We start from the raw sequence: 11,410 nt of genomic DNA, 5'->3' as shown, positions 1-11,410 counted from the left end.
CTAGAACGCGTTCGCATGGCGCTGTGCCATGCTCGGCCAGTACCGCGCGAGCCAGCGCGACACGAACCCGCGATGCGCGGCCCGATACGACGTGAGCGACACCTCGAGCGGCTCATCGCTCTCGGATGTCAGCCACACGCGTTCGCCGCGCGAAAGACGCACGACATCGCCGGGCTTCATCCAGTAGTCGTACGGATCGCCATGACGCGTGAGCCAAAGGGAGCACGCGGACGCATCGCCGATGCGCAGCTCGGCATCGCGCGTGAGGCGCCACGACACCATCTGATGCGGATGCACTTCGACATAGACCACGACGCGCGCGCCCGATGCGCTCAGCCGGCCCGACGCCACGCCGTGGCCGACGCCATGACGCGCGAAAACCTGCGATACCTCTTCCATCTTTGCTCTCCATGATGTGAGCCGAAGACGGAAACCTTGCACGCAAAAACAAGAAGGCCCCGTCTTGCGGCGGGGCCTTCGGAATTTGTTTGCTTGCCTGTCTCGCTAGCGCACACGCTGTCCCGATGACCCGCCACGGATGGCGTTCATACGGTTTTTAATCGCGGCGATGGAGAAAAGGATGGCTGCGTGCATGTGTCGCAGTATCGTGTGGCACGAGGGCGCTTGTCAATATCGAGATGGTGCGGGATGCGGAGAACAGGAGCGGGGCGGGCCTTGCCGACACGCCTGCGACGGTTTAACTTGGACGCCATCGCAAAACATTCGGAGACTCGTCGTGGCTTATTTGCTACTCGTGGTGGAACCGGTCGAACAGCGCGGCCAGCGCACGCAGGAAGAAGGGCGCGAAGCGTATCGCCAGATGGGGGAGTTCGCCGATGGCCTGAAGGCGCGCGGCGTGTTGCGCGCGGTCGAATCGCTGACGTCGCTGAAGGATGCGTCGCGGGTGACCGCGAGCAATGGCGATGCGCGGGTCATCGACGGTCCCTTCGCGGAGGCCAAGGAGATGATCGGCGGTTTTTTCCTCATCGATTGCGAAACGCATGCGGAAGCGCTCGCCATTGCCGAGCAATGCCCGGCGGCGCAGTGGTGCACCATCGAAGTCCGCAAAGTCGGGCCTTGCTATTCCTGAAGTTCGTGTCGATTTCGGCGTGCGCGGATCGTCGTGCAGTTGACGGCCAACGATGAAACACCCCGCGTAACGATCCAACCAGGAGACCTCCGCCATGCACAAGCAGATTTTCGTGAACCTTCCCGTGCGCGATCTCAAGCGCTCGATGACCTTCTTCAAGGCACTGGGCCTCAACTTCGACCCGGCGTTCACGAACGACGACGCCGCGTGCCTCGTCATCGGTGAAAACATCTTCGCGATGCTGCTCGTCGAGAAGTTCTTCCAGACCTTCACGGAAAAAACGATCGCCGATGCCCACACGAGCACCGAGACGCTCGTGTGTCTGTCGTGCGAGAGCAGGGCGGAAGTGGACGAGATCGTTGCGAAGGCTATCGCCGCCGGCGGACGCGCGCCGCGCGAGCCGCAGGATCACGGCTTCATGTACGGCCACGGCTTCGAGGACCTCGACGGCCATATCTGGGAGCTCGTGCACATGAATCCGGAAGCGGCGTGAGCGGGCCCGCGCAGCGGAACAATGCAGCCGATGATGCCGCCCGCCGCGCCATCGACGCGGTATGGCGCATCGAATCGGCGAAGGTGATTGCGAGCGTGGCGCGCGTCGTGCGCGATGTCGCGCTCGCCGAGGAGCTGGCGCAGGACGCGTTCGTCGCCGCGCTGGAGCATTGGACCGAAACGGGCGTGCCCGAAAAGCCGGGAGCGTGGCTCATGACGACAGCGAAGAACAAGGCGCTCGACCGTCTGCGGCAGCACGCGCTGCACGCGAGGAAGCATGAGGAATACGGTCGCGATCTCGACGCGCAGGAGGCGCACGTCACGCCGGATTTCGTCGATGCGCTCGACGCCGCGCGCGAGGACGACATCGGCGACGATCTGCTGCGGCTCATTTTCACGGCGTGCCACCCGGTGCTGTCCGTCGATGCGCGCGCCGCGTTGACGCTGCGCCTGATCGGCGGTCTCACGACAGACGAAATCGCGCGCGCGTTCCTCGTGCCGGAGCCGACGATCGCGCAGCGCATCGTGCGGGCGAAGCGCACGCTGTCGGCGGCCCGCGTGCCGTTCGAGGTGCCGAAAGCCGACGCGCGCGCGGCGCGGCTCGGATCGGTGCTGGAAGTCATCTATCTGATCTTCAACGAAGGCTATTCGGCGACGGCCGGCGACGACTGGATGCGTCCGGCGCTGTGCGAGGACGCGCTGCGGCTCGGACGCATTCTCGCCGGACTGACGCCCGAGGAGAGCGAGGTTCATGGGCTGGTCGCGCTGATGGAGATTCAGGCGTCGCGCACGAAGGCGCGTGTCGATCGGGAAGGCAGACCGGTGTTGTTGCCGGATCAGGATCGCAGCCGCTGGGATCCGCTTTTGATCCGGCGCGGGCTCGCGGCGCTGGAACGTTCCGAGGCATTGGGCGGCGCGCGCGGCGTGTACGCGCTGCAGGCCGCGCTCGCGGCGTGTCACGCGCGCGCGCCGAGCGCCGCCGATACCGACTGGCCGATGATCGTCGCGCTTTACGACGCGCTGATGCAGACCGCGCCGACGCCGGTGGTCGAGCTGAATCGCGCGGTGGCGGTGAGCATGGCGTACGGGCCGGAGACGGCGCTGCCGATCGTCGATGCGCTTTCCAATGCGCCCGCGCTCCGGAACTATCACTGGCTGCCGAGCGTGCGCGCGGATCTGCTCGCGAAGGTGGGACGCAAGGACGAGGCGCGCGCGGAGTTCGAGCGCGCGGCGTCGCTCACGAAGAACGCGCGGGAGCGGGAGTTTCTGTTGGGGCGGGCCGGAGCGATGGATTGAAAGGACCGGGGTTGGTTCGTGTCGGCTAAATTTCTAATTTAACATAAGATAAATTATCAACATTTCGTAAGGTGGCTAATTATAAAACTCGCGGCGACCAGACACGCGCCCCGCAGACAGGCACTCCGTGCCCTCGGTTCAGACCGATCTGAAGAAAATCGGATCGGTTCGGTGCCTATAATCCGACCCGCGCGGTTTCATCAAAGATTGTCGCGTCTCGCAAAGACCCATGAACAATCCGAAATTTTTGTTGGGGTTGCGTACATCTGGCGCTCCGCCGTACACGCGCGCGGAATAACGCCCGCCAGTTGCAGAGCTCATGTCAACCCGCATCCGCCCAGCATGATCGACAGTTACGACCAGCTTTCCCCGAAACTCTACGCAGGCGAAATCGAGAACTGCTTCCGCTTTCTCGATGAACGCGCTCCCTTCGACGGACACACCGACGAGCATCTGCACTGGCGCGCGGTCACGCACCTTCGCGCGGGCCAGTTCGACGCGGCGCTCGAACTATGCGCCCGGATCACGCACGAGTCGGACACATTCGGCTTCCAGATACATTGCCTGTGCGACGCGGCGGCGCATCTCGGCCTCAAGCATGTCGCGCTCGCGATGATCGAGTATTACGCGCACAAGCCCTCCACGCCGCCCATCAACGCATTCCTGTGGCGCGTCTACGGCTGGCACTATCTCGGCGAAGACGAGCGCGTGCTGCAATTGAGCGCCGAAGGCGTTGACGAACATACGGCTCAGGTGCTCGGCCATCACCAGGGCCGCAGCGCGATGCGGCTTCATGGCATCGCGCAAGGCGTCGAGTCGATGCACCGCCACTGGTCGTCGCGGGAAGCGCGGCGCGTGCTGTTTCCGCATCTCGACGTCGAACACTACTGGTGCGGACAGCGCGTCTTGCCGGCGCGCATGAGGATCGAATCGATCGCATCGGGCTTCGGCGACATGATCCAGTGGTCGCGCTACGCCAGCGCGCTTCAAGCGCTGGGCGTGCAGATCGAATATGGCGACGGCTTCGACCGCATCTATCGTCCCGTCGTGTGCGAGGACGAACGCGCCCGGCAGACGCGGACGCTGCAGGCGGCCGGCTTCACCCGCGCGTCCGATGGCACGATGTGGACCGACCCGTTCGCCCTCTTCACCGCGCTCTTTCCCGTGCTCGGCTATGCGGCGTCCGCACGCTATCTCGAACCGGCGGAACCGGCGGCCGCCGATGGCATCGTCGCCGAAATCCGGCATCGCGCGCGCGGACGGCGCTGCGTCGGCATCTTCTGGTCGTCGTGCGAGTCGCCGGACAACTACGCGCGCAAGAGCCTTTGCCTGGAGCATCTCGATCCGCTCTTCGCCGCATCGGACGATATCCATTGGGTCGTCATGCAGCGCGGCTTCGAGCGCGGGCGCTGGCTGCACGATCCGCGCTCGGCCGATACCGACCGCTACACGACGATCGACCCGGCGACGTCGCTCGCGCAGTCCACCGCGCTGATCGACCGGCTCGACGCGTTCGTCGGCAACGACGGCAGTCTCGCGCATATCGCGGGCGGGCTCGGCAAGCGCAACTATCTGCTGCTCAACGGCCAGATGGCCGACTGGCGTTACGAACGCGAGCCGCATCACACGGCGTGGTATCCGTCGACGCGGCTCGTGCGCGCCCGCCGGATGGGCGATTGGGCGGATGTCGTGCGCAATCTGCAACAACGCCTCGCGTTCGACGCGCGCTGAGCGGCGCCGCGCCCCGGGCAAACCCTTGCCCATCCGGCAGATGGACGCCGTCGAATGGCGCCGCGTCGCAGGCGTAACCCGCCACAGCGTCTGCAACTTCTGAACGGCGCTTCAGGCGCATCGTCGGCTCACGCAAAACGCGCCGCGAGCGTCTGCGGAATCGCGCTGCGGCGCGTGAGCGCGCAGGTCGGCATCTCGTGGCCCGGCCCGCGCACATAGGTCTCCAGCTGATCGATGGCGAACTGCTGCTCGTCGATCAGATGCCGCACCATGTCCCCGATGGATATCATCCCGACGAGCGCCCCGCCCTCGATCACCGGCAGATGACGGATGCGGTGCTGCGTCATCAACGTCATGCATTCGTCGGCGCTCGTTCCGAGGCTCGCGGACATGACGGGCGCGGTCATGATTTCGCAGACCGTCGTCGTGCGCGATGCCTTGTCCTGCAGGATCACCTTGCGGGCATAGTCGCGCTCCGTGACGATGCCGCACACCACATCGCCCACTGTCACGACGAGCGCGCCGACCTCCGCCCTCGACATCAGCGCGACGGCCTCATAGACGCTCGCTTCCACGTCGATGGTGTGGACCGTCGTATCGCTCTTCGCCTTCAGGACTTGCTTCACCGTTGCCATTGCCGTTCTCCGTTGCTGTTTTCCGATGCATCCGCGGGTGCGGCGCACTGCGTTTCAAGGGCCTCGCCAATGAGCGATGACGTTCCCGGTTTCGTGCTCAGTCGAAGTCGAACAGATCGCCGAGAAAGGATTTCTTGCGACGCGGGTGCTCGCGCCTGCCCGGCCCATCGCCGTAGTGATGGCTGTCGTGACGAGGCGCGCGGCGCTCGCGATCGTGTCCGCGCTCGCGCCACTCGTCGCTGGCCGCCTGCGCATCGGCGAGCGACGCCTGCGCCGCGCGGCGGATGATCTGATCGAGCTCGCCGCGGTCGAGCCACACGCCGCGGCATTGCGGGCAATAGTCGATCTCGATGCCCTCGCGCACGGTCATCAGCAGTTCGGTGGCGGGACATACCGGGCATTTCATGTCGGTTCCTTTCTGATTGCTTTCGATGAAAACAATCTAACCCAAGGACCGGGATCGAAAAATGCGAGATTTTGAGCGCTTTACTTCGGAAAAACCGCAGTCAGGCGCGAGGCCATGCCGCCCTTCTTCAGGTCGCGGAGGCGCACCATTCCTGCCACATCTCGCGGTACGCCTGCTCGAGATGGCGCGTGAAGCGCGGCGCGTTCATCATCGGCGAGGCTTCGAGGCGTGCGCGCAGCGATTCGCGCAGCATGGTCAGACGTGGCAGGTCGTTCGCGAGACGGCAAACGATATCGACGTATTGCGCGTCGCCGTGCGCCACGAGATCGCCGAGACCGAGATTCATCAGCAGGCTGAAGCCCGCGCGGCTGACCGCCGTCTCCCCGGCGCGCGACGGCACGGGCACACCCATCCACAGTGCGTCGAGACTCGTCGTGTGGCCGTTGTAGGGAAAAGTATCGAGGCCGATGTCGATCCGCTGCCAGGTCCGCAGGTACGCCGTGCGCGGCTGATAGCCGACGAATTCGATGCGCGCCGGATCGACGCCGAGCGCGCCGAGGCATTCGCTCAACCGCTCGCGCGCGCCGTCAGGCGCGAGCACGACGAAGCGCGCGTCCGGCACCGCCGAGAGCACCGCCGCCCACATCCGCAGCGTGCGCGCCGATGCCTTGCACGGATTGTTCAGGCAGCCGAACGTGATGTGGCCGTTCTCGCGGGCGGGCAGCCGGTCGTCGACGCCAGACGCATCGGGCGAGGTTGCGCGCGGGTCGTAGCACCAGAACGTGTCGGGCAGGCGGATCGAGCGTTCGCTGTAGCGAGCGTCCACGTCCGGCCTGCCGGGCGGATCGATCCACGGATCGGTCAGACGGTAGCGGATCGCGCTGCTGCCCGTGGTGCCGGGATAGCCCAGCCATTGCACCTGCACGGGAGCCGGCCGCCGCGCGAACAGCAACGGGCGCCCGCGCGACATATGCAGTGTGAGATCGACCAGCACGTCGATGCCGTCGTCGCGAATGCGTTGCGCGAGCGCTTCGTCGGAGAGCGCGTGCACGTCGCGCCAGATATCGACCGTCGGGCGGATCGCGGCGGTGACTTCGTCTGTCACGCCGGTGCTCGAATAGCAGATGATCTCGAACGCCTCGTGATCGTGCGCCGCGAACACGGGCGCGGTGAAGAGCGACTGGCAGTGTGCGTTGAAATCCGGCGCCACGTATCCGATGCGCAGCCGCCGCGCGGGTGTGCGGTCGTTCTGATGCCGCACCGCCTGCCCGAGAAAAGGCGCCTCGTGGCGTGCCGCGAAGCGCAGACATTCGTCGAGGAGTTCGCGCGGGTTCTCGGCGACGTAAGTCAGCGCGTAATTGAGATTGCGGTGCACGAGCTCATCATCGGGTGCGCATGCCGCCGCTTCGCGGAATTGCCCGATGGCCTCTTCCATTGCGCCCATGTCCTTCAGCACGCCGCCCAGATTGTTGCGGGCCTGCGCGAGATCGGGACGAAGCGCGACCGAGCGGCGGAGAATGGCTTCCGCTTCGGCGAGCCGTCCGAGTCCGTGCACGACGCCGCCGAGATTGGTGTGCGCCTCGGCATAGTCGGGACGATGCGCGATCGCGCCGCGATACGCCTGTTCCGCCTCGATCGGACGCTCCTGCGCGCTCAGCAGCACAGCGAGATTGAAATGGAGTTCGGCGGCGTCGGGCCGCATCGCGAGCGCCGTCCGGTAGGCCGCTTCGGCTTCGTGGAGCCGCTCCTGCAACTGCAGAACGTAGCCGAGCGCACCGCGCACAGCGTCCTCCCCGGGACGCAGCGCAAGTGTGTGTCGATAGACGACTTCTGCTTCGGCCAGCCGATTCTGGTCGCGCAACGCCTCGCCGAGTCCGCCCAGCGCACTCGCGTCGTCCGGGTGGACCGAGAGCGCGGTCCTGAACGCCGCTTCGGCGTCGCGCGGGCGCTTCAGCGCGAGCAGCGACACGCCCTGTCGCGAATGCGCATCCGCGAAACCGGGCTGCAGCGTCGCGGCCCGCCGGTAGCATGCCAGCGCCCGGACCCATCGGCCCGAATCGCTCATGAGATGGCCGAAATTGTAATGCGCCTCCGCGAAACGCGGCCGCACGCTCACCGCCCGGCGCAGCATCGCCCTCGCCGCTTCCGGCCGCCCGGTTTCGCGCAGCAGGTTGCCGAGATTGTTGAGGGCGTCGGCGTAATCGGACCGCGCCGCAATTGCCGCGCGAAACGCGTACTCCGCTTCGGACGTGCGCCCCTGCTCCTTGCACAGATTTCCGAGGTTGTAATGCGCCTCGGCGAGATCCGGACGCAGAGTGAGCGCATCGCGCAGCGCCGCCTCGCCTTGCGCGGGACGGCCGAGCCGGATCAGCAGATTTCCGAGGTTATAGTGCGCTTCGGCAAAATCCGGCTTGAGCCGTATCGCTTCGCGATAAACCGCTTCGGCATCGGACAAACGGCCCTGCGCCATAAAAAGATTACCGAGATTGCCGTAACCGCCCACATGCCCGGGATTTTCCGCGACTGCTCGCCGCCAGTGCGATTCGGCCTCGCCGTAACGCGTCGTGTGATAACAGCACACCGCCGCGAGATTGAGCGCCTCCGCGTCGGCTGGGCGTTCCGCGAGCAAGGGATCGAGCGCCGCGAGGGCATCGGAATATCGGCCGGCGGCGCAATGGGCGGCGGCGGTCTGGTAAATGCTTGAATCGAATGACATCGGCTGATATTGAGACCTGGCGGAGGCGCGCGCCGGAAAAGATCGATTATTTATGGCCTCGATCAGGGTAAAGCTAACAGAGCCGCGAAGCGAATTCGTCAATAAACATTGAATGGTGCGCGAAACGAAATAAAACATCGGGAGCGGACCGCAAAACTGCACTACGCCCGCGCACATGCCGGGCATGAGCAACGCCGACTTGCGATCCATCTCAAAACCCCGCAAGCTTTCGGCTAGAGGCGGCGCGCGGGGCGCGCGCTGCGACCGCACAACCAAAGGCGAGATCATGCCCGACAAATCCACGATCGAAGAACGCGACGGCGCCGAGACGCCCGATCTCCTGTATCTGCTGCAGGGCGCGGACGACTTCAGCCGCCTCGTGTTCCCCGACAGCGAAGCGCTCTTCAAGAGCCTCGCGCGCCGGCAGACCCCGCACACGCTTTTCATTACCTGCGCGGATTCGCGCGTGTCGCCGGAAATGATCACGCAGACGCGCCCCGGCGAGCTCTTCGTGTGCCGCAACATCGGCAATATCGTGCCGGCTTATGGCGAGATGCTCGGCGGCGTGTCGGCGGTGGTCGAATACGCGGTGCTCGCGCTCAATGTGCGACAGATCGTGATCTGCGGACATTCGGATTGCGGCGCAATGAAAGGTCTCGCGTCGGGCGCGACCATCGCCGATGAAATGCCGACCGTGCACGCGTGGCTGCGCAATGCCGAAGCCGCGCGCAGTGTGGTGATGGCGCGAAAGCTGGAAGAGGAGCGCATCGTCCAGGCGATGGTCGAGGAGAACATCCGCCTGCAGCTGACGCACCTGCGCACCCATCCGGCGGTCGCCGGAAGGCTCGCGCTCGGCAAGCTGCAGGTGCAAGGCTGGGTGTACGACATCGGACGCGGCAAGGTGTCGGTGTTCGACGAAACCGACAGCAAGTTCGAATCGCTGGAAGAAGCGCGTCTGCGGATGCTGCGCAAGGACGCGCGCTGACCGATTCACGAAGCCGCGCGCACGGGCGGCGCGCGGCGCGGCGCGTTACTGCACGCCCTTCTTCGCGGCGAGATCCTGCGCCATCTTCAGGTGCGCCTGAATCGTCGGCAGCGCCTTTTGCGCGGCCTGCTTCAGCTTGGCGTTCTGCCCTTCCTGGGCTTCCTTCTGGAAGAGCTGGACGGCTTCCTGGTGTCCCTCCACACCCACCTTCTGAATGTACGCGGCGTCGAACTCCTTGCCGTGCAAAGACTTCAGCGAATCGAGCACGGCCGGATCGGAGTTGTCCTTCGGCACGGTCACGCCGTGCGACGCGGCCATCTTGAGCTGCATCGTGAGCTTGGTGTGATCGACCATCATGTGATGCGCGAAGCTCTTGACGTCCTTGTCCTGCGACTGCTTCGTGGCGAGCTTGGCGGCGTCGATTTCCGTCGATCCCGCCGCCGACGCGGCCTGCACGAAAGCCTTGTCGACAGGCGGCAGGTCATTCGCCATCGTCGTGCTGGCCGCCTCGGTCTGCGCGAGCGCGGCAAGCGGCATAGCGGCGATGAGGGTCGAAGCGAGCGCCGCGCACAGCGTTGCATTGCGTTTCATGAGGCCTCCTTGAGCAAAATAGGTCCGCCTCTTTTTCAGCAATGGCGGTGCCACGGGGCATCGGGGCCGGGAACGTAAACCGCTTGCAACACGCTTGTTAAACTGGATCAATACGCAATCTGCAATCGAGTGGAAACGCCATGCCTGTCTACGATTACGAGTGCGCGCGCTGCGGCGCATTCGAAGCCGTCCGCCGCATCGCCGAGCGCGACGAACCCGCGGCCTGCCCGCAATGCGGCGCGATCGCCGCGCGCGTGACCATCGGCGCGCCGAGCGTGGGCGGCGCGAGTCCGTCCGGCGCCGACGATGCCGGCAGCTACGGCATGCAGCATCGCGGCGGCTGTCTCTGCTGCCGCTAGGGCGAGCCGGGCCGGCCGCCCGGGCACAGCCATTGCAAAGTCAGCGTGGCGCCCGCCTCGCGCGGGGCGGGCGTATGATGCAAGACGACGGTGCGTGGCGCGCAAGCCGCGCGCAGTCGAGGGCATCGCCATCGCGGGCCGCGGGTCGTTGCGGCGCTTGCGATGATCGCGCTTAGCGTGTTCCGATCGAATAACAGGAGGTGATAAGGATGACGATAGAGTTCAGCGGGCGGCGTCATGTCGTGGCGGCAGCGCGTGTCGCGTTCGAGGCCAAGGTGGAGGGCCGCGAGGTCTGGTGCAGCGTCTCCCTCGATGCGCTCAACGATCACTTCGGCAACAGCGGAACGTCCTCGCACGATCTCCTCTCCGCGTTCGAAGGGGGACGCGTGCAGATCGAGGACGCGGCCCGGCGCGCACTGGAGCGCAACGGCGGTCAGTCGGTCGAGCTGGAAACGAACGATTTCAAGGCGTCCCGGGCGGTCTGAGGCCGCGCAGCGGGCGGCGCATCGTCAGCGCATCGTGAGCGTATCGCCAGGATTCGCCGCCCCGCGTCAGCGCAATCAGCGCGCATAGAAGCACTTCAATACGTCGAACATCCACCAGACCGGGCACGGCGTCCTGCAAAAGCCGTCGTAGCCCGCATCGAAAAGCGTATCGCGCGGGTCGCGGGCGGCATCGGCAGCCAGCGCGATCAGCAACTGGACTTCACCTTCCACCGGCTCCTTCGCCAGCGCCTCGCGCAGCGTGCGCGCCAGCGCGTGGTCGTGTGCGTCGCCGATGAGCGTATCGACGAACAACACCTGCGGCCGCCACGTGCGGACGAACTGCAATGCGCTGTCGGTATCGCCGATCTGCACGGCCTCGAAGCCGCGCATGGCGAGCAGGAGCGCGAAGGAATCGCCGACGTTCGATTCGGAATGCACGATCAGAACGCGCCGCGTACCGGCCAGCGCCGAGGTCAACGGGTTCCATACTTCGCACCGTTCGGTGCAGAGATCGTACGATCGTTCTTCCATATCGGCGCGGCACGGCGATTGGCGCCGTGCCGGTACCGCTAGTCCAGCAAGGTTAAGGCCCGCTTACTCCATCATGCCGGTGCGAGCCGATGC

The 11,410-nt window shown here is 65.5% G+C and carries 13 protein-coding genes; 7 read left to right on the top strand and 6 right to left on the bottom strand.

The window, feature by feature from the left end; translation table 11 throughout:
- Window positions 1-399 carry a DUF2917 domain-containing protein gene (locus AC1Z32_RS20495; RefSeq protein ID WP_483480316.1) on the bottom strand — a complete coding sequence of 133 codons (399 nt, stop codon included), beginning with the start codon at window positions 397-399 and terminating at the stop codon, window positions 1-3.
- Window positions 400-736: 337 nt separating this feature from the next.
- Between AC1Z32_RS20495 and AC1Z32_RS20490 the strand changes: the two genes are divergently transcribed.
- The 4 genes from AC1Z32_RS20490 to AC1Z32_RS20475 all read left to right on the top strand — a co-directional run bounded on the left by AC1Z32_RS20490 (window position 737) and on the right by AC1Z32_RS20475 (window position 4,609).
- Complete coding sequence (locus tag AC1Z32_RS20490; protein WP_483480315.1) at window positions 737-1,090, top strand: YciI family protein; 354 nt, start codon at window positions 737-739, stop codon at window positions 1,088-1,090.
- A gap of 94 nt (window positions 1,091-1,184) precedes the next feature.
- Entirely contained in the window at window positions 1,185-1,583 is a 399-nt protein-coding gene (locus AC1Z32_RS20485; protein WP_483480314.1) for a VOC family protein, read from the top strand.
- On the top strand, window positions 1,580-2,878 hold the full coding sequence (locus tag AC1Z32_RS20480) for an RNA polymerase sigma factor (protein WP_483480313.1): 1,299 nt from the start codon (window positions 1,580-1,582) through the stop codon (window positions 2,876-2,878). Before AC1Z32_RS20485 ends, AC1Z32_RS20480 begins: the two co-directional genes overlap by 4 nt.
- 342 nt (window positions 2,879-3,220) lie before the next feature.
- Window positions 3,221-4,609: a glycosyltransferase family 9 protein gene (locus AC1Z32_RS20475; protein WP_483480312.1), complete on the top strand. Its 1,389-nt coding sequence runs from the start codon at window positions 3,221-3,223 to the stop codon at window positions 4,607-4,609.
- Between the two features lie 128 nt (window positions 4,610-4,737).
- Here the strand turns inward: AC1Z32_RS20475 and AC1Z32_RS20470 are convergent, their stop codons facing one another.
- From AC1Z32_RS20470 to AC1Z32_RS20460, 3 genes are all read right to left on the bottom strand, one after another.
- Window positions 4,738-5,244 (bottom strand): CBS domain-containing protein, encoded by a 507-nt coding sequence (locus AC1Z32_RS20470; RefSeq protein WP_483480311.1) that lies wholly within the window; start codon window positions 5,242-5,244, stop codon window positions 4,738-4,740.
- 97 nt (window positions 5,245-5,341) lie between these two features.
- Complete coding sequence (locus AC1Z32_RS20465) at window positions 5,342-5,650, bottom strand: TFIIB-type zinc ribbon-containing protein (RefSeq protein ID WP_483480310.1); 309 nt, start codon at window positions 5,648-5,650, stop codon at window positions 5,342-5,344.
- A 127-nt stretch (window positions 5,651-5,777) separates the two neighbouring features.
- On the bottom strand, window positions 5,778-8,366 hold the full coding sequence (locus tag AC1Z32_RS20460; protein WP_483480309.1) for an O-linked N-acetylglucosamine transferase family protein: 2,589 nt from the start codon (window positions 8,364-8,366) through the stop codon (window positions 5,778-5,780).
- 286 nt (window positions 8,367-8,652) lie between these two features.
- Here AC1Z32_RS20460 and AC1Z32_RS20455 point away from each other — a divergent pair, with 286 nt between their 5' ends.
- Complete coding sequence (locus AC1Z32_RS20455) at window positions 8,653-9,351, top strand: carbonic anhydrase (protein ID WP_483480308.1); 699 nt, start codon at window positions 8,653-8,655, stop codon at window positions 9,349-9,351.
- Window positions 9,352-9,396: 45 nt separating this feature from the next.
- Here AC1Z32_RS20455 and AC1Z32_RS20450 read toward each other — a convergent pair whose 3' ends face one another.
- Window positions 9,397-9,942: a DUF4142 domain-containing protein gene (locus AC1Z32_RS20450; protein ID WP_483480307.1), complete on the bottom strand. Its 546-nt coding sequence runs from the start codon at window positions 9,940-9,942 to the stop codon at window positions 9,397-9,399.
- Window positions 9,943-10,082: 140 nt separating this feature from the next.
- Here AC1Z32_RS20450 and AC1Z32_RS20445 point away from each other — a divergent pair, with 140 nt between their 5' ends.
- Window positions 10,083-10,301, top strand: coding sequence for an FmdB family zinc ribbon protein (locus AC1Z32_RS20445; protein ID WP_483480306.1), 219 nt, complete (start codon window positions 10,083-10,085; stop codon window positions 10,299-10,301).
- 209 nt (window positions 10,302-10,510) lie between these two features.
- Window positions 10,511-10,786, top strand: a complete 276-nt coding sequence (locus AC1Z32_RS20440; RefSeq protein WP_483480305.1) for a DUF1488 family protein — start codon at window positions 10,511-10,513, stop codon at window positions 10,784-10,786.
- Between the two features lie 75 nt (window positions 10,787-10,861).
- Here the strand turns inward: AC1Z32_RS20440 and AC1Z32_RS20435 are convergent, their stop codons facing one another.
- The gene (locus AC1Z32_RS20435; RefSeq protein ID WP_483480304.1) at window positions 10,862-11,317 is read right to left on the bottom strand and encodes a response regulator; all 456 of its coding nucleotides are present in this window, start codon (window positions 11,315-11,317) and stop codon (window positions 10,862-10,864) included.
- Window positions 11,318-11,410 lie beyond the last annotated feature (93 nt).

The organism is Caballeronia sp. 11_S32 (assembly GCF_056930355.1).
This window is presented reverse-complemented; position numbering and strand designations above follow the sequence as displayed.

Coding starts and splice junctions, on each gene's coding strand:
- AC1Z32_RS20495 (WP_483480316.1), bottom strand. CDS start 399: ATGGAAGAGGTATCGCAGGTTTTCGCGCGTCATGGCGTCGGCCACGGC.
- AC1Z32_RS20445 (WP_483480306.1), top strand. CDS start 10,083: ATGCCTGTCTACGATTACGAGTGCGCGCGCTGCGGCGCATTCGAAGCC.
- AC1Z32_RS20455 (WP_483480308.1), top strand. CDS start 8,653: ATGCCCGACAAATCCACGATCGAAGAACGCGACGGCGCCGAGACGCCC.
- AC1Z32_RS20470 (WP_483480311.1), bottom strand. CDS start 5,244: ATGGCAACGGTGAAGCAAGTCCTGAAGGCGAAGAGCGATACGACGGTC.
- AC1Z32_RS20440 (WP_483480305.1), top strand. CDS start 10,511: ATGACGATAGAGTTCAGCGGGCGGCGTCATGTCGTGGCGGCAGCGCGT.
- AC1Z32_RS20460 (WP_483480309.1), bottom strand. CDS start 8,366: ATGTCATTCGATTCAAGCATTTACCAGACCGCCGCCGCCCATTGCGCC.
- AC1Z32_RS20485 (WP_483480314.1), top strand. CDS start 1,185: ATGCACAAGCAGATTTTCGTGAACCTTCCCGTGCGCGATCTCAAGCGC.
- AC1Z32_RS20465 (WP_483480310.1), bottom strand. CDS start 5,650: ATGAAATGCCCGGTATGTCCCGCCACCGAACTGCTGATGACCGTGCGC.
- AC1Z32_RS20435 (WP_483480304.1), bottom strand. CDS start 11,317: ATGGAAGAACGATCGTACGATCTCTGCACCGAACGGTGCGAAGTATGG.
- AC1Z32_RS20475 (WP_483480312.1), top strand. CDS start 3,221: ATGATCGACAGTTACGACCAGCTTTCCCCGAAACTCTACGCAGGCGAA.
- AC1Z32_RS20450 (WP_483480307.1), bottom strand. CDS start 9,942: ATGAAACGCAATGCAACGCTGTGCGCGGCGCTCGCTTCGACCCTCATC.